Consider the following 22,954-nt stretch of genomic DNA (forward strand, 5'->3'; position numbering starts at 1 on the left):
CCATCCGGGCCTGATCCGAGCCCGCTCCCGGCGTCACAGCCCCCGCCAGCCCCGCGGGTCGACCCCGCCGGGCACCACGTCCTCCGATCCGTAGGGCTCGCGGGTGAAGACGAAGGTGCCCACGTCGAGGTGGCTGAGCGCGCCGTCCGCGTCGAAAACCACGCGCAGCGTCTCGCCCAGGTAGTAGCCGTCCAGCCCGGTCCAGGTGCCGTCCGACTCCGGCAGGAACCGTGAGGCGCGCCCCACGGCGCCGACCGGGGACAGCTCCAGCATCCGTCCGGCCCACAGCCGCAGCACGAAGGGGGCGGCGCCCCAGAACCAGGGGCCGGTCAGCTCCAACAGCGCCGGGTCGACCTCGTCGGCGGGGAGCGGCCGCCAGGGCTCGGGGATGGGCGGCTCGTGCTCGGCCACGATCCGCACCAGGTCGGCGGCGACCGGGCCGACCTGCGGGCCCGAGGTGGCGTTGGCCAGCACGACGGCGGCGAGCCGGTCCTCGGGGCTGATCCACAGGGCGGCGAGAAAGCCGGGCATGGAGCCGCCGTGGCCGAAGAGGAACCGGTCCTGGTGGTGGGTCAGTTGCAGGCCCAGGCCCCAGCCGCCGTCCCGGTCGCCGGGCTGCTGGACCGCGGCCGGCGTACGCATCTCGGCCAGGGTGGCGGCGTCGAGCACCCGATCGTCGCCGTCGAGCAGGAACGCCGCCCACCGACCCAGGTCCTCGGCGGTCGACCACAGCTCCCCGGCGGGGCTCATCAGCCCGGTCTCGGCGGCCGGTTCGGGCAGCAGCACATCCGCCCAGGGATGCACGGCCCAGCCGCCGGCGTGCGGCGCGCACGGCCGGGTCGTCGTCCGGCGCAGGCCCAGCGGCTCCAGCACCTCGCGGCGCAGCACCTCGTTCCAGGGTGCGCCGCGCAGCCGCTCCACCACCGCGCCGAGCAGCGCGAAGCCCGAGTTGGAGTAGTGGAACCGGCGGCCGGCCGGGTGCACCAGCGGCCGCTCGCCGAACACGTCTCCCGGCTCGGGGCGCAGCGCTCCCGGCGTCCGCTCCCACCAGGGCCCGCGCGGCTCGGCGGCGAGTCCGGCGGTGTGGGAGAGCAGTTGGGCGACGGTGGCGGTGCCGGCCTCGGTGGCCTCCGGCAGATGGTCGACCAGCGGGTCGTCGAGGCGCAGCAGCCCCTCGTTCCGCAGCCTGAGCACCAGCACCGCGACGAAGGTCTTGGTCAGCGAGCCGATGCGGTACTGGGTGTCGCCGTCCGGGGCGTGCCCGTCCACGCAGCTGCGCGCCCCCGTCCACACCACGCGGCCATCCCGGACCACGCACCCCACCAGCGACGGGGTGCGCCCCTCCGTCTGGCCGACCGCGAGCCGGTGCAGCAGCGCGCGGCGGGTGGCGGGGAGCGGTGCGGCGAACTCGAGGGCGTCGTACTGGGCGACGGATTCGGCGGTCATGCCCCGCACCCTAGACGCCGATGATCTCGAGACCGTAGACGACCGGCACGGCCGCCTCAGGCGGAGTGGCCGTGGTCAGACGGGGCTCCCTCACCGACGTGGCGGTGGCCGGCGGCCTGGTTCGCATCGGGGTCGACGTGCTCCGCCGGAACCGGAGCCTTCCCCAGCGCCGATCCACGGGCCCCCGCCCGCGCGGTTCCGCCGACAGTGAAGACCGGCCCGACCGGGCTCGACGATCACTGCGGTCTCGTCTCATGACGACGGTCACCACGCGCACGGTCGAATACCCCGCCGAGGGCCTGACGATGGTCGGGCACCTCGCGCTCCCCGCCGGTGTCGACCGCCGGCCCGCGGGTAGGGGACGGCTCAGGTCTGGGCCATGTCCACGAAGCGCGAGTAGTGGCCCTGGAAGGCGACCGTGATGGTGGCGGTCGGGCCGTTACGGTGCTTGCCGACGATGATGTCCGCCTCGCCCGCGCGGGGCGACTCCTTCTCGTAGGCGTCCTCACGGTGCAGCAGGATGACCATGTCGGCGTCCTGCTCGATCGAACCGGACTCACGCAGGTCGGAGACCATCGGCTTCTTGTCCGTGCGCTGCTCGGGACCACGGTTCAGCTGGGAGAGCGCGATGACCGGCAGCTCCAGCTCCTTGGCCAGCAGCTTGAGGTTACGGGACATGTCCGAGACCTCCTGCTGACGGCTCTCGGCACGTCGGGAGCCACCGGACTGCATCAGCTGGAGGTAGTCGATGATCACCAGCTTGAGGTCGCTGCGCTGCTTCAACCGACGGCACTTGGCGCGGATCTCCATCATCGACAGGTTCGGCGAGTCGTCGATGAACAGCGGGGCGGCGGAGACGTCGGGCATCCGGCGGGCGAGCCGGGTCCAGTCGTCGTCCGTCATGGAACCGGAGCGCATGTGGTGCAGGGCGACGCGGGCCTCGGCCGAGAGCAGACGCATCGCGATCTCGTTGCGGCCCATCTCGAGCGAGAAGATCACGCTCGGCATGTTGTTCTTGATGGAGCAGGCCCGTGCGAAGTCCAAGGCCAGCGTGGACTTACCCATCGCGGGGCGGGCCGCGATGACGATCATCTGGCCGGGGTGGAGACCGTTCGTCAGCGCGTCCAGGTCGGTGAAGCCGGTCGGCACGCCCGTCATCTCGCCGCTGCGCGAGCCGATCGCCTCGATCTCGTCGAGCGCGCCCTCCATGATGTCGCCGAGGGGCAGATAGTCCTCGCTGGTGCGCTGCTCGGTGACGGCGTAGACCTCCGCCTGGGCCCTGTTGACGATCTCGTCGACGTCCCCGTCGGCCGCGTAGCCCATCTGCGTGATGCGGGTACCCGCCTCGACCAGGCGGCGCAGCACGGCGCGCTCGTGGACGATCTCGGCGTAGTACTCCGCGTTCGCGGCGGTCGGCACGGACTGCACCAGGGTGTGCAGATAGGAGGCGCCGCCGACCCGGGTGATCTCGCCGCGCTTGGTGAGCTCGGCGGCGATGGTGATCGGGTCGGCGGGCTCACCCTTGGCGTAGAGATCCAGGATGGCCTGGTAGATCGTCTCGTGCGCGGGGCGGTAGAAGTCGTGGCCCTTGAGGACCTCGACCACGTCCGCGATGGCGTCCTTGGAGAGCAGCATGCCGCCGAGCACCGACTGCTCGGCGTCCAGGTCCTGGGGAGGGACCCGCTCGAACCCCGCGCCGTCCCCCCAGGCGCCGCCGCCGTCCCGGTCGCGATCGTGCTGGTCGTCGCGGCCGCCTCGGGCGCCGCCTCCGCCTCGGGCGCCGCCGGCTCCGCCGCCGCCGTCGCGGCGCGGCCGGGGAGCGGGGAACCGGTCACCGGGGCCGGCGTCGGCCCAGGGGTCGTCCAGGGGCTCGGGCATGCTCACCCCGCCACCTCCTCCCGTCCGCGGTGCGGACTTCGCGGTGCCCCTTCTGCTGACGGCACGGCTCTGACAACGCTCTGAAAACTAGGGCGCTCGGGCTCCGGTCACAGCGGCGGGCGCCGGACCACGGTAGGCCCATGAGGGCCGTCCGCCAATCTGGTTATCCACAGGCCATGTGGACGAGGGAGCGCTTCCTGTGGAGAACGCCGCTGAACCTGTGCACGACACGGGGGACAGCGCTGTGGACAACACCACACACACCCCTACGCCACGGCTCTGACCTGCGGATTCTCCTTCCAAGGGCTGTGAGGAAGAAAAACTTCCTCGGCCAGCGCAAGATCGCGACAAAGGGCACAGAGAAGATCGCCTTGCGTGACGGGAAGTAAGGAGTGCAATGCACTTGAGTATCTTACCTGTGGAAGATTAGATTGACGCCATGAACCAGGCACCCGTGACCGCGCCGAGCGAGCGTTCCCGCATCCGGCGCCCGGCCCGGCGTGCCCCCCGCGGCGGCGCCCGCCGCCACGACCGCGAGATCATCGCGCTCGCCGTCCCCGCCTTCGGCGCACTCGTCGCCGAGCCCCTCTTCGTCATGGTCGACAGTGCCGTCGTCGGCCACCTCGGCACCCCCCAGTTGGCCGGCCTCGGCGTAGCCGCCGCACTGCTGACCAGTGTGGTCAGCATCTTCGTCTTCCTCGCCTACGCCACCACCGCCGCCGTCGCCCGCCGCGTCGGCGCGGGCGAACCGGCCGCCGCGGTCCGCCAGGGCATGGACGGGGTCTGGCTCGCCCTCCTCATCGGCGTCGTGCTCGTCGCCGTCGCCCAGCCCGCCGCGCCCGCCCTCGTCGACCTCTTCGGCGCCTCCGGCTCCGCCGCACCGCACGCCATCGGCTATCTGCGGATCAGTGCCCTCGGCATCCCCGCCATGCTCATGGTGCTCGCCGCCACCGGCGTGCTGCGGGGCCTCCAGGACACCCGTACACCGCTGTACGTCGCCGTCGGCGGCTTCGCCGCCAACGCCGCGCTCAACGCCATCCTGGTCTACGGGGCCGATCTGGGCATCGCCGGCTCCGCCTGGGGCACGGTCATCGCCCAGTGCGGCATGGCCGCCGTCTACCTCGCCGTCGTCGTCCGGGGCGCCAGACGGCACGGTGCCTCCTTGCGCCCCGACGCCGTCGGGATACGGGCCTGCGCCCGCGCCGGCGTCCCGCTGCTGGTCCGCACCCTGTCGCTGCGCGCCGTGCTGCTGCTGGCCACCGCCGTGGCCGCCCGCCTCGGCGACGCGGACATCGCCGCCCACCAGATCATCATGACCCTGTGGAGCCTGCTCAGCTTCGCCCTGGACGCCATCGCCATCGCCGGGCAGGCCATCATCGCCCGCTATCTGGGCGCGGGCGACACGGAGGGCGCCCGTGCCGTCTGCCGCCGCATGGTCCGGTGGGGGATCGCCTCAGGGGCGCTGCTGGGGCTGCTCGTCGTGGCCTCCCGGCCCCTGTTCATCCCGCTCTTCACCGGCGACCACGCGGTCCGGGAGGCCCTGCTTCCCGCGCTGCTCGTGGTGGCCCTCACCCAACCGGTCGCGGGCGTCGTCTACGTCCTCGACGGGGTCCTGATGGGGGCCGGAGACGGGCCGTACCTGGCCTGGGCGATGCTCGCCACGCTTGCCGTCTTCGCTCCCGTCGCCCTGCTCGTCCCCTCGCTGGACGGCGGCCTGACGGCCCTCTGGTGGGCCCTGGCGTTGATGACCACGACCCGCATGGCGACCCTCTGGTTCCGCGCCCGGTCGGGCCGCTGGCTCATCACGGGCGCGGTGCGCGGATAGCACTCCGACGGGTCCCGCCGCCGAGATCGCCCACCCTGAAACCACGGGCGACCCACCCGGAAACCACAGGCGACCGCCCACGAGGCATGAGCGAGGGGCCGCACCCCCATGGGATGCGGCCCCTCGTCACGCTATGCCGAGCGGCAGCGATCACGCGGCACTCAGGCGGCGACGACCTCGACGCCGAGCTTGGCGACAACGTCGCTGTGCAGACGCACGGACACCTGGTGGGCGCCCAGGGTCTTGATCGGCGCGGAGACCTCGACGCGGCGCTTGTCCACGTCCGGACCACCGGCGGCCTTGATCGCGGAGGCGATGTCGGCCTGGGTGATGGAGCCGAACAGGCGGCCGGCCTCGCCGGCACGCGTGTTCAGGCGGACCTTGAGGCCCTCGAGCTGAGCCTTGATCTCGTTGGCCTGCTCGATCGTGGCGATCTCGCGGATCTTGCGGGCACGGCGGATCTGCTCGACGTCCTTCTCGCCACCCTTGGTCCAGCGGATCGCGAAACCGCGCGGGACCAGGTAGTTGCGAGCGTAACCGTCCTTGACGTCCACGACGTCGCCGGCGGTGCCGAGGCCGGAGACCTCGTGGGTGAGGATGATCTTCATGTTTCGGTCACCCTTCCCTTAGCGCGCGGTGGAGGTGTAGGGCAGCAGCGCCATCTCACGGCTGTTCTTCACGGCCGTGGCGACGTCACGCTGGTGCTGGGTGCAGTTACCGGTCACCCGGCGGGCACGGATCTTGCCGCGGTCGGAAATGAACTTCCGCAGCAGGTTCGTGTCCTTGTAGTCGACGTAGGAGATCTTCTCCTTGCAGAACACGCAAACCTTCTTCTTAGGCTTGCGAGCAGGCGGCTTCGCCATTGTCTCTCTCCAGTGTGATCAAGAAGTTTGTGCTGTCGCCCTTGATCCGCGTCGCGCGCTGTTTCACGTGAAACCGAGGCTTCACGCGACCCGTGTTCCACGTGAATCGCGTTTCACGTGAAACAGCGCGTACGGACCTAGAAGGGCGGCTCGTCCGAGTAGCCGCCGCCGGAGTTGCCGGAGCCACCGCCCCAGCCACCACCGCCGCCCTGCTGGCCGCCGGAGGGCGCGCTGGACGCCCACGGGTCGTCGGCCGGAGCGCCGCCGCCCTGCTGGCCGCCGCCGGGGCCGCCGCCCCAGCCGCCGCCACCCTGGCCACCGCCGCCATAGCCGCCCTGGCCGCCGCGACCGGTGGTCTTGGTGACCTTGGCCGTGGCGTTCTTGAGGCTGGGGCCGACTTCCTCGACGTCCAGCTCGAAGACCGTGCGCTTGACGCCCTCGCGGTCCTCATAGGAACGCTGCTTCAGCCGGCCCTGCACGATGACGCGCATGCCTCGCTGGAGCGACTCGGCGACGTTCTCCGCTGCCTGACGCCACACCGAGCAGGTGAGGAACAGGCTCTCGCCGTCCTTCCACTCATTGGTCTGGCGGTCGAACATGCGGGGAGTGGACGCGACACGGAACTTCGCGACCGCCGCACCGGACGGGGTGAAGCGCAGCTCGGGGTCGTCGACAAGATTGCCGACGACCGTGATGACGGTCTCGCCTGCCATGGGTGAACCTCTCGGCGGGATTGCTTCTGGCTGCTTGTTGCTACTCGGACCCGAGCAGTGAGCTAGGAGCTCAGTGGGTCTCGGGACGGAGGACCTTGGTCCGGAGGACCGACTCGTTCAGGTTCATCTGGCGGTCGAGCTCCTTGACGACCGCAGGCTCGGCCTGCAGGTCGATGACCGAGTAGATGCCCTCGGGCTTCTTCTTGATCTCGTAAGCGAGACGACGACGGCCCCAGGTGTCGACCTTCTCGACCTTGCCGTTGCCCTCACGGACGACGGAAAGGAAGTTCTCGATCAGGGGGGAGACAGCGCGCTCCTCCAGATCGGGGTCGAGGATGACCATCACCTCGTAGTGACGCATGTGGAACCCACCTCCTTTGGACTCAGCGGCCACGGTCGTTCCGTGGCAGGAGGGTCGTGATGCGTTCCGCACCGGCGTCGACCGTCGTTTCAGCCGATCGCATGGTCCCGGCATCCAGACAGACACCAGTGCAGACCGTACAGAGTACCCGGCCCGGCGCTTCCGGTTGAAATCCGCCCGTGGGTCGCCGCAATCTGTACGCATCGGGTGTGAGCGGCGTTACAGTGCGCCGCCTTGGCCTATGGAGGTGCCACATGGCACAGGCAGCACGGACCAACCACCGCCACGGCCTCTTCTCCCTGCTCGACACGGACGGCAAGCCACATCCGCTGGAGAACACGCTCGCGGTCGTGACGCTGGCCCTCGGCGCTGTCGCGTTCATCACCGCGCAGTTCGACCACCTGCACCTGCTCAGCTCCTGGACGGGGCTGGTGGGCATCGGGGTCGGACTGTGGGGGCAGATGATCTCGGCGACCACCGGCGAACGATTTCTGCTGATGATCGGCCTGGGCGCATCCGGTGTCGGCTTCTACCTCGGCCTGGCCCACGGCGGCCTGTGGGGCGGTGTGATCGGCTAGCGGTCGGACCCGCCGCCGGCGCGCCGCGGCCCGCTTCGGGGCGCGGCGCGCGAGGCTGAACGGGCGCGGCACGCGGGCCTGAACCCGAACGCCCAGACGGTGCGCTCCACGGTCACAGTAGGCTTCGGCGCGAGAGCCGGAGCCCCGACCCTGGGGACAAACCTGCCGAGGAGCGCCCCGCAATGAGCCTGACCCTGAGGACTATCAGCCGAGAGCAGCATCTGGCGTACATCCAGAGCCTGCCCGCGGCCAGCCACATGCAGGTGCCGGCCTGGGCGGACGTGAAGTCGGAGTGGCGCTCCGAGAACCTCGGCTGGTTCGACCCCACCGGACAGCTGGTCGGCGTCGGTCTGGTCCTCTACCGCCAGCTCCCGAAGATCAAGCGCTACCTGGCCTATATGCCCGAGGGCCCGGTCATCAACTGGTACGCGCCCAACCTGGAGGACTGGCTGCGGCCGATGCTGGCCCACCTCAAGCAGCAGGGCGCCTTCTCGGTGAAGATGGGCCCGCCGGTCATCATCCGCCGTTGGGACGCCGCCGCCATCAAGGCCGGCATCCAGAGCCCGGAGGTCAAGCGGCTGCGCGACGTGCAGCCGACCTTCATCGAGCCGCGGGCCTTCGAGGTCGCCGACAAGCTGCGCCGCATGGGCTGGCAGCAGGGCGAGGAGGACGGCGCGGGCTTCGGCGACGTGCAGCCCCGCTATGTCTTCCAGGTGCCCCTGCAGCAGCGTTCGCTGGAGGACGTCCACAAGGGCTTCAACCAGCTGTGGCGCCGCAACATCAAGAAGGCCGAGAAGGCCGGCGTCCAGGTCGTCCAGGGCGGCTACGAGCACCTGAGCGAGTGGCAGCGGCTGTACGAGATCACCGCCGAGCGCGACAAGTTCCGGCCGCGCCCGCTCAGCTACTTCCAGCGCATGTGGAGCGTCCTCAACTCCGAGGACCCCAACCGGATGCGGCTGTACTTCGCCCTGCACGAGGGCGAGGCCGTCGCCGCCGCCACCATGCTCATCGTCGGCGGGCACGTCTGGTACTCCTACGGCGCCTCCGCCAACCACAAGCGCGAGGTCCGTCCGTCCAACGCCATGCAGTGGCAGATGCTGCGCGACGCCTACGGCATGGGCGCCTCCGTCTACGACCTGCGCGGCATCAGCGACTCGCTGGATGAGACCGACCACCTCTTCGGCCTGATCCAGTTCAAGGTGGGCACCGGTGGCGAGGCCGCCGAGTACCTCGGCGAGTGGGACTTCCCGCTCAACAAGCTGCTCCACAAGGCGCTCGACATCTACATGTCGCGTCGCTAGACCCGTGCGCGGGGCCCGAACGGCCCCGCGCCACCCCCAGCCCTCGGATTCACCGCCGGAAACGAGAAAGGTCCGCTCCCGCCATGGCGCTCACCCTCTACGTCGACACCGCACGCTGGCGGGCGCATCAGCAGTCCGTGCTCCAGCAGTTCCCGGGCATAGTGCCCGTCTGCAAGGGCAACGGATACGGCTTCGGCCACGAGCGGCTGGCCGAGGAGGCCACCCGCATCGGCGCCGACGTCCTCGCCGTGGGCACCACCTACGAGGCCGCCCGGATGAAGGACCTCTTCAGCGGCGACCTGCTGGTGCTGACCCCGTTCCGCCGCGGTGAGGAGCCGGTGCCACTGCCGGACCGGGTGATCCGCTCGGTCTCCTCGATCGACGGTCTGCACGGCCTGGCCGGGGCGCGGGTCGTCATAGAGGTCATGAGCAGCATGAAGCGGCATGGCGTCTCCGAGCACGACCTGCCGGCGCTGCACGCGGCCATCGAGAACGTCCGGCTGGAGGGCTTCGCCATCCACCTGCCGCTGGACCGCGCCGACGGCATCGACGCGGTGGAGGAGGTCATCGCCTGGATGGACCGGCTCCGCTCGGCCGGGCTGCCGCTGCACACCATGCTGGTCAGCCATCTGAAGTCGGACGAGCTGGCCCGCCTCCAGCAGCAGTTCCCGCAGACCCGGTTCCGCGCCCGTATCGGCACCCGGCTCTGGCTGGGCGACCACGAGTCGACGCAGTACCGGGGCTCGGTGCTCGACGTCACCCGGGTCGTCAAGGGCGACCGCTTCGGCTACCGCCAGCAGAAGGTGGCCTCCGACGGCTATCTGGTGGTCGTCGCGGGCGGCACCTCGCACGGCGTCGGCCTGGAGGCCCCGAAGGCCCTGCACGGCGTGATGCCGCGGGCCAAGGGCGTGGCGCGGGCGGGTCTGGCGACGGTCAACCGCAACCTCTCGCCGTTCGTCTGGGCCGGCAAGCAGCGCTGGTTCGCCGAGCCCCCGCACATGCAGGTGTCGATCCTCTTCGTGCCGGGCGATGTGGCGGCCCCGCAGGTGGGTGACGAGCTGGTGGCCCATCTGCGGCACACCACCACGCAGTTCGACCGGATGCTCGACTGCTAGGACCGGTCGCGCCGGTCGCGGATCAGCCCTTCGGGGATATCGGCGGGGGCGGCGGGGTGCCGTCGCCCTCCGGCCGGCCCCAGTGCACCACCGGGGCGTCCTCGGGCCGTCCGTGGTGGCCGTGGTGCCCGCCGAGGTCCCGCAGGACGAACACGTCGGGCGCCCCGTCCAGGACGCCGCCCGAGGGGTCGTCCGAGCCGTCCTTGCGCACCACGTCCCGCTCCGGCAGCAGCACGTCCCGCACCACCAGCGCGCACAGGTACAGGGTGCCCAGCAGGTGGATGGCGATCGCCAGCTGGTAGCCCTCCGGCGGCAGGCCGTGGCGCTGGTCGCCGCTGGTGGTGTACGCGAGGTACATCCAGATGCCGACGAAGTACACCACCTCGCAGGCCTGCCAGATCAGGAAGTCCCGCCACTTGGGGCGGGCCAGCGCGGCGAGCGGAACCAGCCACAGCACGTACTGCGGCGAGTAGACCTTGTTGGTGAGCACGAAGGCCGCGACGATCAGGAAGGCCAGCTGCGCCAGCCGCGGCCGGCGCGGCGCGCACAGCGCCAGGGCCGCCACTCCGGCGCAGGCGAAGAGCATCAGCACCGTGGCGTAGGTGTTGACGTCCTCCAGCGGGTTCCCGGTGCGCTGCGAGATGATCAGCCAGAACGAGCCGAAGTCGACCGGCCGTTCCTGGCTGAAGGTGTAGAACTTCAGCCAGCCCTCGCGCAGGTGCAGATGGCCGCCCGCGGTGGTGAGCATGATCGGCAGGTTGATCGCCAGCCAGGCCCCCACCGCCCCGATCGCCACCCGTGCGAACGCGCGCCAGCGGCCCGCGCGCAGGCAGAGCAGCAGCAGCGGCCCGAGCAGGAACACCGGGTAGAGCTTGGCGGCGGTCGCGAGGCCGATGAGGATGCCCGCGTTGAAGGACCGGCCGCGTGACCACATGAGCATGGCGCCGGCGGCGAACGCCACCGCGAACAGGTCCCAGTTGATGGTGGCGGTGAGCGCGAAGGCGGGGGCGAGGGCGACCAGCAGGCCGTCCCAGGGGCGGCGCCGGTGGGTACGGGCCACGCAGATGGCGACCACGGCCGCACAGGCCATCAGCATCCCGGAGTTGACCATCCAGTACATCTGTTCGCGGTCCTGGATGGAGCCGTCCTGCGGGGTCAGCCAGGAGGCGACCTCCATGAAGAGCCCGGTGAGCACCGGGTACTCCAGGTAGTCCATGCCGCCGGAGACGTTGACCGGGATCCGGTCGAAGTAGGGGACCAGGTCGGTGGCGAAGCCGCGCCCGCTGTAGAGGTGTGGGATGTCGGAGTAGCAGGCGTGGGTGTACTGGCTGCTGGCGCCGTGGAACCAGGCGCCGTCGTAGCACGGCGCCTTCTGCACCATGCCGAGGGCGAACATCCCGATGGCGACGAGCGCGATCACCCGCACCGGTGTCCACCAACTGGTGCCGAACAGCGCGCGGCGTCCTGCCGGCCCGCCGATCAGCTCGCTGCCGGCCGCCGCCACCTCGTCCTCGGCGGTCGGCCGCGTCGGCTGAGAATCGTCACGCGCGCTCTTCATGCGGCCATCCTGCCGTACGGGTCTGTGGGCGGCAGCGGGAGCCGCCCCAGTCGAGCGACCCGCGCGGTGTGCGCCGTACGGGCGCACGCCGCCCACATGCGCGACCGCGCGGTCCGTGGTAGCGGGCGTGGAAAAGGCCGTGGCCGCGCGGAGCGGGTGCTCCGCGCGGCCACGGCCGTCTGGGATGTGCCGGTGGGTTCCTCCGGTGGGCTAGTAGCCCGATCCACCGCCGAAGAAGTCCTCGTCCTCGGTCGCCGGCGGACTCGACGACGGGCTGGGGCTGGTGTCGTCGGAGCCGCCGTTGCCGTTCCCGCCGCCGTTGCCGTTGCCGCCGCCCGGGCCGTCGGAGCCGCCTGAGTCGCCCTCACAGGTCGGGTCGAACAGGTCGCACGACGGGCTCGGGGACGGGCTGGTGCTGGACGGGGACTGGGACGGGATCTTGGAGGGCTTCTTGGACGGCTTCTTCTCCGGCTCCTCCGTCTTCTCCTTCTCCTTCTCCTCCTCGGTCCGGGTCGGCTCGGCGGTCGTCGCGGAGGGGCTGGCGCCCTCGCCGTAGACCGTGTCGCCGATCGGACCGGGCTTCGGGAAGTCCTTGGCCTTGGTGCCCTTCAGCGCCTCGCGCATGTAGTCCGCCCAGATCTCGGACGGGAAGGAGGCACCGTGGATGGAGGGCTGGCCGCCCACGCCGTACATGGGCAGGAACTTCTGGTTGGTGGCCCGGTCGTCCACGCGCCACATGCCGATCGCGGTCGCCAGCTGGGGGGTGTACCCGGAGAACCAGGCCGACTTGTTGTCGTCGGTGGTGCCGGTCTTGCCCGCCGCCGGGCGGCCGATCTGCGCGTTGGTGCCGGTGCCCTTCTCCACCACGGTCTTGAGCACGTCGGTGACGTTGTCGGCCACCTCGGGCGAGAACGCCTGCTTGATCTCGGCGTGGTCCTTGTGGTTGTAGACCTCGACGCCCTTGCGCTCCACGGACTCCACCGAGTACGGGTCGGCCTGCTTGCCGCTGGCGGCGAAGGTCGCGTACGCCCCGGCGAGCCGGATGGCGCTGGGCGCCGAGGTGCCGAGCGAGAAGGTCGGGGTGATGGAGGTCAGCTGGTCCTTGTGCAGACCGGCGGCGATGGCCGCGTCCCGCACCTTGTCGGTGCCGACGTCCATGCCGAGCTGGATGTAGGGCGTGTTCACCGAGTACTGCATCGCGGTGCGCAGATCGACCTTGCCCTTGCTCTCGTCACCGTCGTTGCGCTGGTGCCACTCCTTGCCGTTCTTGTCGTGCCAGACGGTGCCGTTGTAGTCGAGGAGGGCCAGCTTGTTGTCGCCGTTGTAGATGCTCTTCGGCGAGACGGGGGTGCGCATCGAGGCGGGCTGGTCCCGCGGCCCGCTCTTGTCGCGGACGCCGTCGGTCATCGCGGCGGCGAGCACGAACGGCTTGAAGGTCGAGCCCACCTGGACGCCCGTGTAGTCGGCGTTGTTGGTGTAGTGCTCCAGCGCGTCCTTGCCGCCGTAGATCGCCACGATCTTTCCGGTCTTCGGCTCCACGGAGGCGCCGCCGAACTGCACGAAGGTGTCCTTGTCGGGCCGCTGCTGCGGCTTGATGTTCTCCTTGCTCACCTTGGTGACGGCCTTCTCCAGCGCCTGCACCTTCTTACGGTCGAAGGTGGTGTGGATCTGGTAGCCGCCCCGGTCCAGCTCGGCCTTGGAGATGCCGCTGTTGGCGATGATGTAGTTGTCGGCCAGGTCGGTCAGATAGCCGATCTGGCCCGCCTTGTTGGTCGCGGGCCTGGGCTTCTGCGGCTGCGGGAAGCCCTTGGCGACCGCCTTGTCGCGCTCGGACGCCTCGAGCCTGCCCGTCTCGACCTCGCGCTGGAGCGTCCACTCCCAACGGGCCTTGGCGCGGTTGGTGTTCTTCTTCGCGGTGGCGTTGGCGCCCACGCCGCCGGCCGGGTCGTACAGGTTGGGACCGTTGAGCGTCGCTGCCAGGAAGGCGCTCTCACTCACGGTCAGCTTCTTGCAGTCCTTGCCGTAGTACGCCTGGGCGGCCGCCTGGATGCCGTAGGCGCCCCGGCCGTAGTAGGCGGTGTTCAGATAGCCCTCGAGAATGTCGGTCTTCTTCTCGGTGGCGCCGACCTTTATCGAGATGAACAGCTCGGTGACCTTGCGCTTGAGCGTCTGCTCCTGGCCCAGGTAGGTGTTCTTCACGAATTGCTGGGTGATGGTCGAACCACTCTGGGTCTGACCGCCCTTGGCCATGTTGACCACCGCGCGCGCGATGCCCATCGGGTCGACGCCGGAGTCCTCGTAGAAGCTGGCGTTCTCGGCCGCGATGACCGCGTTCTGCATGGACTCGGGGATGTCGCTCAGCGGCACGATCTGGCGGTTGAGGTCACCGCCGCCGGAGACGACCATGCGCTCGCCGTCCGCCCAGTAGTACACGTTCTTCTGGGTCTTGGAGGCGGCCTGCGCGGTCGGCACCTCCACCAGCATCAGTCCGATGCCGACGGCCGCGACCAGCAGCGCCATGAAGGTCAGACAGGTGCCCGTGACCAGCTTCCACGAGGGCAGCCAGCGGCGGAAGCCGCTCTTGCCGAACCGCGGATAGTCGATGAGGCGCTTCTTGCCGGGGCGACCGCCGCCACCGGGGCCGTGGCCCCGGCCGCCCGCGCCGCCTCCTCCGCCGCCGCGGCGCCCGCCGCCGGCGCCGCCGGGGCCCGAGCCGTGGGCGGCCGCCGGATCGGCCCCGCGTCGTCTGCCACCGCGCTGCGCGGCGCGCCGGGCCTCCGCCCGGCCGCCGTAGGGGTGTTCCTCGCTGTGCGGGCCGGCGGCCGACCCCGTGGTGCTGTGCGGTGGTGTCGCGCGGCGCCCTGGTGGCTGCTGCGCGGCACGTCGGGCCGCTGCGCGTCCGCCACCTTGCGGCTGCGGCGGCTTGCGACGGTGCTCGCTCATGGAACGACTACTCCTCGGGCAGGCGCTATCGCCTGAAAGCGGCAGGTGGCTTCCGGTCCCCCCGATGCGCGATCCGGCCGCTGGCAGCGTCCGGGCGCACTGCATCCGGGACGAGGACGTTTTCTGGTGTCACACGGTTCCCGGTGGTCTGCATGGCGACCAGAGTACGCATGGCCAAAAGGCGCTGACCCGACATCTTCACTCCAAATCAGGCAGGTTGACTCCCACGAATCGGTGATGTGATGCCGTTCACCGTGCCCCCACTTGTCGCGACAGGGGGCTCGTTCTATCGTCAGGATGTATCGAGTCGATACATCAGCACGGCATAGTCCGGCATAGGGGCACGTAAGCGACAAGGGAGGCGGGGGATGAGCAGGCGTTCCGGCATCCTTGAGTTCGCCGTCCTCGGCCTGTTGCGCGAGTCTCCCATGCACGGCTATGAGCTGCGGAAACGCCTCAACACCTCACTCGGGGTGTTCCGTGCCTTCAGCTACGGCAGCCTCTACCCCTGCCTCAAGACGCTGGTCGCCAACGGCTGGCTGATCGAGGAGCCCGGCAGCGCGCCGGAAGAGGCCCTCGCGGCCACCCTGGCCGGCCGGCGGGCGAAGATCGTCTATCGGTTGACGGCCGAGGGGAAGGAGCGGTTCGAAGAGCTGCTCTCCCACACCGGGCCGGACACCTGGGAGGACGAGCACTTCGGCGTGCGCTTCGCCTTCTTCGGCCAGACCTCGCGCGATGTGCGGATGCGGGTGCTGGAGGGTCGGCGCAGCCGGCTCGAAGAGCGCCTGGAGAAGATGCGGGCCTCCTTGGCCCGCACCCGCGAGCGCCTGGACGACTACACGCTCGAGCTGCAACGGCACGGCATGGAGTCGGTGGAGCGCGAGGTTCGGTGGCTGAACGAGCTGATCGAGAGCGAGCGGGCCGGGCGCGACCAGCGCAACGGTGCCGCCGAGCCGGAGTCCCCCGGGCCGCAGGCCCGGAGACAGGACCGGTCAGGAGACACGGGCGGCCTGCCCCGGCACCGGGGTGGTTCCCGGCCGGATCCGTCCGATGACACCGCTAAGTGAGGCTCTGCACCCCCGCAGAGCTCTGTCGAGTACACACAGGGAGCAACCGGAATGGGTTCGGTTCGCGTAGCCATCGTCGGCGTGGGCAACTGCGCCGCGTCGCTGGTCCAGGGCGTCGAGTACTACAAGGACGCCGACCCGAACAGCCGCGTGCCGGGTCTTATGCACGTGCAGTTCGGCGACTACCACGTCCGTGACGTGGAGTTCGTGGCCGCCTTCGACGTGGACGCGAAGAAGGTCGGCCTCGACCTCGCGGACGCCATCGGTGCCAGCGAGAACAACACCATCAAGATCTGCGACGTGCCGAGCACCGGCGTGACCGTCCAGCGCGGCCACACCCTCGACGGCCTCGGCAAGTACTACCGGGCCACCATCGAGGAGTCCGCCGAGGAGCCGGTCGACATCGTCAAGGTCCTCAAGGACAAGCAGGTCGACGTTCTGGTCTGCTACCTCCCGGTCGGCTCCGAGGACGCGGCGAAGTTCTACGCGCAGTGCGCCATCGACGCGAAGGTCGCCTTCGTCAACGCCCTCCCGGTCTTCATCGCCGGCACCAAGGAGTGGGCGGACAAGTTCACCGAGGCCGGTGTGCCGATCGTCGGTGACGACATCAAGTCGCAGGTCGGCGCCACCATCACGCACCGCGTGATGGCCAAGCTGTTCGAGGACCGGGGCGTCATCCTGGACCGCACGATGCAGCTGAACGTCGGCGGCAACATGGACTTCAAGAACATGCTCGAGCGTGAGCGCCTGGAGTCCAAGAAGATCTCCAAGACGCAGGCCGTCACCTCGCAGATCCCCGACCGGGAGCTCGGCGAGAAGAACGTGCACATCGGCCCGTCCGACTACGTGGCGTGGCTCGACGACCGCAAGTGGGCGTACGTCCGCCTTGAGGGCCGTGCGTTCGGCGACGTCCCGCTGAACCTGGAGTACAAGCTGGAGGTCTGGGACTCCCCGAACTCCGCGGGTGTGATCATCGACGCGGTGCGCGCCGCGAAGATCGCCAAGGACCGTGGCGTCGGCGGCCCGATCCTCTCCGCCTCCTCCTACTTCATGAAGTCCCCGCCGGTGCAGTACTTCGACGACGAGGCGCGGGAGAACGTCGAGAAGTTCATCAAGGGCGAGGTCGAGAGCTGACAAGCGCTCATGACGCGTCGGCATCCGAGCCGCTCGGCGCGTTAGGCCGGCACACCGCCGGGATCGCCCCGCGCATCGCGCCATGCGCCGGGTCCCCCCGCGCGGAAGGCCGAACCGATGATCACCGGCCCCCGGGTAATGCACCCGGGGGCCGGTGCGGTGTGTGAGGCTGAGCGCCATGCCTGTTGTGCGCGATCTGCGGGTGCTGCTCCAGCTACGCGACTTCCGCCACCTCCTGACCGTCCGTCTGCTGTCCCAGCTGGCCGACGGCGTCTACCAGGTCGCGCTCGCCGCCTATGTCGTCTTCTCCCCGGAGAAGGAGACCTCGGCGGCCGCCATCGCCTCCGCCATGGCCGTGCTGCTGCTTCCCTACTCCGTGCTCGGCCCCTTCGCCGGGGTGCTCCTGGACCGCTGGCGGCGGCGCCAGGTGCTGCTCAACGGCAATCTGCTGCGCGGCGCCCTCGCCGCCGGCACCGCGGTGCTGATCCTCGCGGACGTCCCCGACGGGCTCTTCTACGCCTCGGCGCTCACCGTCACGGCGATCAACCGCTTCGTCCTCGCCGGTCTCTCGGCCGCCCTGCCGCGCGTCGTCGACACCCATGAGCGGCTCGTGATGGCCAATGCGCTCTCGCCCACCGCCGGCACCCTCGCGGCGACCCTGGGCGGCACCCTGGCGTTCGCCGTGCGCCTCGCGGCCCCGGAGGGCTCGACCTCGGACGCGCTGGTGGTGCTGGTCGGTGCGGTGATCTACCTCGGCGCCGGGCTCGCCGCCCTCCGCATGGCGCCCGGCCTGCTGGGACCCGAGCCGGGCCAACTCCAGCCACGGCTGCGCACGGCCCTGCGAAGCACCGCCCGCGGTCTCGCGGCCGGCCTGCACCACCTGCGCGAGCGGCCCCTGGCGGCGCGCGTGCTGGCCGCGATGTCGCTGATGCGCTTCTGCTACGGCGCGCTCACCGTCATGCTGCTCATGCTCTGCCGGTACGCCTGGGGCGACAGCGAGTCCGACGGCCTGGCGCTGCTGGGGCTCGCCGTCGCGCTCTCGGGGGCGGGCTTCTTCGCCGCGGCGGTGGTCACCCCCTGGGCGGTGGCCCGCTTCGGCACCACCGGCTGGATCGGGCTCTGCGCCGCGGCGGCGGCCGTTCTCGAACCCGGTCTGGGCCTCCCCTTCGAGCCCGCCCCGATGCTCGCCGCCGCCTTCGTCCTGGGGTTCACCACACAGGGCGCGAAGATCGCCACCGACACGGTCGTCCAGGCCACCGTCGACGACGAGTTCCGCGGCCGGATCTTCTCCTTCTACGACGTCTTCTTCAACGTCGCCTTCGTCGGCGCCGCGGCGGTCGCCGCGCTGATGCTGCCGCCTGACGGACGGTCGGTGGTGCTGGTGGTGGGGGTGGCGGTGATCTATGCGGTGATTGCGGTCGCTTTCCTGGGATTTCGCCGCCGGTAAGTGTCACATCAGTGCCACAGAGCCTCTGCGAATTGCAGTTCGGCGGCGGCGCGCAGGTAACTTACGCCCGGCAATCACTTGTCTGCACGCATCAGTTCGAGGAACTCCGTGACCACTCCGCCTCAGGGCAACCCGTTCGCTCAGCAGCCCCCTGCTCCGGGCGGGCAGTTCAACGCCTACCCGGCTCCGCCGGCCCCCGCCCCGCCCCGCCGCAACTTCAAGAAGATCGCCCGGAACATCGTTCTTCCGATCGCGGGCATCGGCATCGCGGTGGGCGCGTACCTCGGCGGCGTCGGAGACGACACGCTGGAGCTGGCCGCCGGCGACTGCCTGCAGAACACCGGCTCCACCAGCAACCCTGACATCGAGAAGCTGGAGTGCACCGACGCCAAGGCCACCCACAAGGTGCTGAAGAAGGTCGACGGCACCAGCCTCTCGGATCTTGCCTGCCAGAGCACCGCGGGCACCGTCGCCGCCATCACCTGGAAGGAAGGCAGCGACTCCTTCGTGCTCTGCCTGGGCAACGCCAAGAAGTAACCCCGCTACCGCTCTCCACCGAGGGAGCCGTTCCATACGACGAGGGGCCGTTGTTTCACGTGAAACAACGGCCCCTCGTCGTATGGGTGGGAGGGGGGTTTCACGATGTTTCACGTGAAACCGCCCCGTGGCATCAGCCCTGTGCGGCCCACCACTCCTTGAGCGCCGCGATCGCCGCGTCGCGCTCCATCGGCCCGTGCTCCAGCCGCAGCTCCAGCAGGTGCTTGTACGCCTTGCCGATCTGCGGACCCGGGCCGATGCCGAGGATCTCCATGATCTCGTTGCCGTCCAGGTCGGGACGGATCGCGTCCAGCTCCTCCTGCTCCTGGAGTCGGGCGATGCGCTCCTCCAGGCTGTCGTAGGCACGGGAGAGGGCGGCGGCCTTGCGCTTGTTCCGCGTGGTGCAGTCCGAGCGGGTCAGCTTGTGCAGCCGGTCCAGCAGCGGCCCGGCGTCGCGGACGTAGCGGCGCACGGCCGAGTCGGTCCACTCCCCGGTGCCATAGCCGTGGAAGCGCAGGTGCAGCTCGACGAGCCGGGAGACGTCCTTCACCAGGTCGTTGGAGTACTTCAGCTTCGTCATGCGGAACTTGGTCTGCTTCGCCCCGACCACCTCGTGGTGGTGGAAGGAGACCCGGCCGTCCTTCTCGAACCGGCGGGTCTTCGGCTTGCCGATGTCGTGCAGCAGCGCGGCCAGCCGCAGCACCAGGTCCGGGCCGTTCTCCTCCAGGGCGATCGCCTGGTCCAGCACGGTCAGCGTGTGCTCGTAGACGTCCTTGTGCCGGTGGTGCTCATCGCGCTCCAGCCGCAGCGCCGGCAGCTCGGGCAGCACCCGGTCGGCCAGACCGGTCTCCACCAGCAGCGTGAGCCCCTTCCGGGGGTACGCCGCCACGATCAGCTTGTTGAGCTCATCCCGCACGCGCTCCGCGGAGACGATCTCGATCCGGTCGGCCATCGCCTTCATCGCGTCGACGACCTCGGGAGCCACCTCGAAGTCGAGCTGCGCGGCGAAGCGCGCGGCGCGCATCATGCGCAGCGGGTCGTCGGAGAAGGACTCCTCCGGGGTCCCCGGGGTACGCAGCACCCGCGCGGCCAGGTCCTCCAGGCCGTTGTGCGGGTCGATGAACTCCTTCTGCGGCAGGGCGACCGCCATGGCGTTGACCGTGAAGTCCCGGCGGACCAGATCCTCCTCGATGGAATCGCCGTAGGACACCTCCGGCTTGCGCGAGGTGCGGTCATATGCTTCGGAGCGATAAGTCGTGATCTCGATCTGATAGTCCTGAACGGCCGCGTTGGCGATCGGGGACTTCTTACGGCAGCCGACCGTGCCGAAGGCGATGCCGACCTCCCACACCGCGTCGGCCCACGGCCGGACGATCTTCAGCACATCCTCCGGACGGGCGTCCGTGGTGAAGTCGAGATCGTTGCCGAGCCGCCCGAGCAGCGCGTCGCGGACCGAGCCACCGACCAGGGCGAGGTGGAACCCGGCCTCCTGGAATCGGCTGGCAAGATCGTCGGCGACGGGGGACACCCGCAGAAGTTCACTCACGGCCCGGCGCTGCGCCTGGCTCAGTTCGGTCGTCGGCTGCTGGGTGGGGCTGTCATTGTTGGCATTCGGCACAACAGAACAGGGTACGTGGCCGCACGGAGGGAAGCGTCCTCGTTTATGCCCGGGTTTGTGAACGCGTCAATCGTGGCGTGATCTTGTAGAACCCTCCGCGGCACTTCGCTCCAGCAGGCATCGTTACCATGCGTGGACGCACAATCCGACGACCACTGACGACGACGAGGGACGGGCGAGCGCGTGGCCGAGGCGGCAGAGTTCCAGGGGACCCCTTCTGCTCCCGCCCGCCGGTGGTTCCGGCGCACCGCGGCACTGCTCGCCGGTGTGCCGCTCCTCGCGGGGGTGCTTCAGCTCCCCGCGGCACCGGCGGCCCGGGCGACGGGCCCCCAGCCGGCCGCCGCCCCCAGCGGCTCCCGCACGGTCGACGTCGACATCACCGGCCTCACCCCCACCACGCCGTCGGAGAACGACACCCTCAAGATCACCGGAACGGTGACCAACAACGGCCGCTCCACGGTCCGCGGCGCCTCCGTCGCCCTGCGGGTCGGCCCGCCCATGAACAGCCGCACCGCGATCGAGGACGCGGCCGAGCGCAAGGGGTACGACTCCAGCCGCGACGGTCTGGAGATCGGCGGCAAGTACGCCAGGAAGGTCGCCAAGCTGCCGGCCGGAGTCAGCCGCGACTTCACGCTCTCCGTGCCGGTCAAGGAGCTCAGGCTGAACCAGCCCGGCGCCTACCTCATCGGGGTCGCGCTCAGCGGCGAGTCCGGCAGCGAGCCCTGGCCGCACGTGCTCGGCATCGAGCGGACCTTCCTGCCCTGGCAGCCGTCCGGCGCCCCCAAGAAGACCCGCCTCACCTATCTGTGGCCGCTGATCTCCACCAGCCACCTGATGGCCCGCACCGAGGCCGACGAGCAGCAGACTCCGATCTTCCGTGACGACACCCTGCGGGCCGACCTCGCCCCCGGCGGGCGGCTGCAGCAGATGGTCGCGCTCGGCAAGGACCTCCCGGTCACCTGGGTCATCGACCCCGACCTCCTGGCCTCGGCCCATGCGATGACCGAGGACTACCTGATCGAGAAGGAGGACGGCTCCACCGAGGACGGGGAGGGCCAGGCCGACGCCAGGCAGTGGCTCGGCGAGCTCCAGAAGGCGGTACAGGGGCATCAGGTGGTCGCCCTGCCCTTCGCCGACCCCGACCTCGCCTCGCTCGCTCACCGGGGCACCAAGGTCTCCGGGACGCTCAGTCACCTCCAGTCGGCCACCAAGCTCTCCGCGACCACCGTGGAGTCCATCCTCGGGGTGAAGCCGCGCACGGACTTCGCCTGGCCGGTGGACGGCGCGATCGACCGCTCGATCGTCGGCGTGGCCACCTCGGCCGGCGCCCACAACATCATCGCCCGCGGCGACAGCCTGCGCGAGACCGGTGACCTGCTGTACACGCCCACCGCCGCCCGGCAGATCGGCGGCGGCAACACGGCGATCGTCGCGGACGCCCGACTGTCCACCGTGTTCTCCGGGGACATGACCCGCGCCGAGAACGCCACCCCGGCCGTGCAGCGCTTCCTCGCCCAGAGCCAGATGCTCACCATGCAGGCGCCCGACAAGCAGCGCAGCATCGTCGTCGCGCCACAGCGCATGCCGACCACCAGCCAGGCCCAGGCCATGGCCGCCGCCCTCCGCGGGCTCCAGGGCGGGCGCTGGACCCAGCCCTCCACCCTCGGGGACGCCGCCAGGGCCAAGCCCGACCCCGGGGCCACCCGCAAGGTGCCGGGCGACCGCGCGTACCGCACCGCGCTGCGCCGCCACGAGCTGCCGACCGGCGCCTTCGAGGAGATCCAGAAGACCCAGGTGGCGCTGAACCGCTTCAAGGTCATCCTCACGGCCAAGGAGCGGGTGGTCACCCCCTTCGGCACCGCGATCATGCGGGAGATGTCCACGTCCTGGCGTGCCGACGCCACGGGCGCCACCGACTACCGCCGCTCCATCAACGCGTACCTCAAGGAGCTCAGCGGCAAGGTCAGGCTGATTCCCAAGACCAAGGTCACGCTGTCGGGGCGGAGCGCGACGATCCCGGTGACCGTGCAGAACGGGCTGGCCCAGGACGTGAAGGGGCTGACGCTGAGCCTCAAGTCCAGCCAACCCATCCGCCTCCAGGTGAGCGACGCCCAGACGATCGACATCGAGCGCGGCCACAGCCAGTCGCTGAAGTTCGGCACCACGGCCAAGGCCAACGGCCGGGTCTTCGTCACGGCCCAGCTGATCACCGCGGACGGTCAGCCCTACGGCGAGGAGATGCCCTTCGAGGTGAACGTCACGGAGGCCACCTCGACCGTCATCCTGGTCATCGCGGGCGGCGTCCTGCTGCTGGTCCTGGCGGGGATCCGGATCTACGTCCAGCGCAAGCGCGCCGGCCATGACGGCGACAGTGACGAGAACAACAAAACCGACATGACCGACGGGGCCAAAGCCGCGGACGAGGACGAAAGGGCTGACGAGAGCGGTGGTCCGAACGCCGTCGTCCCCGAGCAGCCGAGTGACCCGACCCCGGACACCGGTTCGCAAAACGCTGAGCCATCCGGCTCAGGTGAGAAAGTGGACCATTGAGCAATGGCGGGGCCGGTCGG

General features: G+C 70.1%; 18 protein-coding genes and 1 pseudogene. 10 read left to right on the forward strand and 9 right to left on the reverse strand.

Annotated elements, in window-relative coordinates:
* Positions 1-33 precede the first annotated feature (33 nt).
* Positions 34-1,446 carry a serine hydrolase gene (locus CD790_RS11755; RefSeq protein ID WP_144383117.1) on the reverse strand — a complete coding sequence of 471 codons (1,413 nt, stop codon included), beginning with the start codon at positions 1,444-1,446 and terminating at the stop codon, positions 34-36.
* Positions 1,447-1,700: 254 nt separating this feature from the next.
* Between CD790_RS11755 and CD790_RS35695 the strand changes: the two are divergent.
* Positions 1,701-1,799: pseudogene (locus CD790_RS35695) on the forward strand (dienelactone hydrolase family protein); the annotation flags it as partial.
* A gap of 13 nt (positions 1,800-1,812) precedes the next feature.
* Here CD790_RS35695 and dnaB read toward each other — a convergent pair.
* A complete protein-coding gene (gene dnaB, locus CD790_RS11765; protein WP_399217448.1) occupies positions 1,813-3,324 on the reverse strand; it encodes a replicative DNA helicase in 1,512 nt (503 codons plus the stop codon).
* Between the two features lie 439 nt (positions 3,325-3,763).
* Between dnaB and CD790_RS11775 the strand changes: the two genes are divergently transcribed.
* Positions 3,764-5,149: an MATE family efflux transporter gene (locus CD790_RS11775; RefSeq protein WP_144383120.1), complete on the forward strand. Its 1,386-nt coding sequence runs from the start codon at positions 3,764-3,766 to the stop codon at positions 5,147-5,149.
* A gap of 161 nt (positions 5,150-5,310) precedes the next feature.
* Here CD790_RS11775 and rplI read toward each other — a convergent pair whose 3' ends face one another.
* The 4 genes from rplI to rpsF all read right to left on the reverse strand — a co-directional run bounded on the left by rplI (position 5,311) and on the right by rpsF (position 7,086).
* The gene (gene rplI / locus CD790_RS11780; protein WP_144383121.1) at positions 5,311-5,757 is read right to left on the reverse strand and encodes a 50S ribosomal protein L9; all 447 of its coding nucleotides are present in this window, start codon (positions 5,755-5,757) and stop codon (positions 5,311-5,313) included.
* Between the two features lie 18 nt (positions 5,758-5,775).
* Positions 5,776-6,012, reverse strand: coding sequence for a 30S ribosomal protein S18 (gene rpsR / locus CD790_RS11785; protein WP_003978893.1), 237 nt, complete (start codon positions 6,010-6,012; stop codon positions 5,776-5,778).
* A 137-nt stretch (positions 6,013-6,149) separates the two neighbouring features.
* Entirely contained in the window at positions 6,150-6,725 is a 576-nt protein-coding gene (locus CD790_RS11790) for a single-stranded DNA-binding protein (RefSeq protein WP_144383122.1), read from the reverse strand.
* A 70-nt stretch (positions 6,726-6,795) separates the two neighbouring features.
* On the reverse strand, positions 6,796-7,086 hold the full coding sequence (gene rpsF, locus CD790_RS11795; protein ID WP_004950685.1) for a 30S ribosomal protein S6: 291 nt from the start codon (positions 7,084-7,086) through the stop codon (positions 6,796-6,798).
* 254 nt (positions 7,087-7,340) lie between these two features.
* Here rpsF and CD790_RS11800 point away from each other — a divergent pair, with 254 nt between their 5' ends.
* The 3 genes from CD790_RS11800 (at position 7,341) to CD790_RS11810 (ending at position 10,080) form a co-directional block, all read left to right on the forward strand.
* A complete protein-coding gene (locus tag CD790_RS11800; protein WP_144383123.1) occupies positions 7,341-7,664 on the forward strand; it encodes a hypothetical protein in 324 nt (107 codons plus the stop codon).
* Positions 7,665-7,846: 182 nt separating this feature from the next.
* Positions 7,847-8,965, forward strand: coding sequence for a peptidoglycan bridge formation glycyltransferase FemA/FemB family protein (locus tag CD790_RS11805; protein WP_144383124.1), 1,119 nt, complete (start codon positions 7,847-7,849; stop codon positions 8,963-8,965).
* 83 nt (positions 8,966-9,048) lie between these two features.
* Positions 9,049-10,080: an alanine racemase gene (locus tag CD790_RS11810; RefSeq protein WP_144383125.1), complete on the forward strand. Its 1,032-nt coding sequence runs from the start codon at positions 9,049-9,051 to the stop codon at positions 10,078-10,080.
* A 22-nt stretch (positions 10,081-10,102) separates the two neighbouring features.
* Here the strand turns inward: CD790_RS11810 and CD790_RS11815 are convergent, their stop codons facing one another.
* Entirely contained in the window at positions 10,103-11,638 is a 1,536-nt protein-coding gene (locus tag CD790_RS11815; RefSeq protein WP_144383126.1) for a glycosyltransferase family 87 protein, read from the reverse strand.
* A gap of 210 nt (positions 11,639-11,848) precedes the next feature.
* Positions 11,849-14,581 carry a transglycosylase domain-containing protein gene (locus CD790_RS11820; protein WP_144383127.1) on the reverse strand — a complete coding sequence of 911 codons (2,733 nt, stop codon included), beginning with the start codon at positions 14,579-14,581 and terminating at the stop codon, positions 11,849-11,851.
* Positions 14,582-14,949: 368 nt separating this feature from the next.
* Between CD790_RS11820 and CD790_RS11825 the strand changes: the two genes are divergently transcribed.
* From CD790_RS11825 to CD790_RS11840, 4 genes are all read left to right on the forward strand, one after another.
* Positions 14,950-15,648, forward strand: coding sequence for a PadR family transcriptional regulator (locus CD790_RS11825; protein ID WP_144383128.1), 699 nt, complete (start codon positions 14,950-14,952; stop codon positions 15,646-15,648).
* Between the two features lie 51 nt (positions 15,649-15,699).
* Entirely contained in the window at positions 15,700-16,782 is a 1,083-nt protein-coding gene (locus CD790_RS11830) for an inositol-3-phosphate synthase (RefSeq protein WP_144383129.1), read from the forward strand.
* A 178-nt stretch (positions 16,783-16,960) separates the two neighbouring features.
* Positions 16,961-18,229 carry an MFS transporter gene (locus CD790_RS11835; RefSeq protein ID WP_144383130.1) on the forward strand — a complete coding sequence of 423 codons (1,269 nt, stop codon included), beginning with the start codon at positions 16,961-16,963 and terminating at the stop codon, positions 18,227-18,229.
* A 108-nt stretch (positions 18,230-18,337) separates the two neighbouring features.
* Positions 18,338-18,766 carry a hypothetical protein gene (locus CD790_RS11840; protein ID WP_144383131.1) on the forward strand — a complete coding sequence of 143 codons (429 nt, stop codon included), beginning with the start codon at positions 18,338-18,340 and terminating at the stop codon, positions 18,764-18,766.
* A 133-nt stretch (positions 18,767-18,899) separates the two neighbouring features.
* On the opposite strand, the gene CD790_RS11845 is transcribed toward CD790_RS11840, so the two are convergent.
* A complete protein-coding gene (locus CD790_RS11845; RefSeq protein ID WP_144383132.1) occupies positions 18,900-20,384 on the reverse strand; it encodes a CCA tRNA nucleotidyltransferase in 1,485 nt (494 codons plus the stop codon).
* Positions 20,385-20,567: 183 nt separating this feature from the next.
* Between CD790_RS11845 and CD790_RS11850 the strand changes: the two genes are divergently transcribed.
* Positions 20,568-22,934: a DUF6049 family protein gene (locus tag CD790_RS11850; RefSeq protein WP_144383133.1), complete on the forward strand. Its 2,367-nt coding sequence runs from the start codon at positions 20,568-20,570 to the stop codon at positions 22,932-22,934.
* Positions 22,935-22,954: the final 20 nt, after the last annotated feature.

The organism is Streptomyces sp. SAJ15 (assembly GCF_007595705.1).
Classification (GTDB): Bacteria; Actinomycetota; Actinomycetes; order Streptomycetales; family Streptomycetaceae; genus Streptomyces.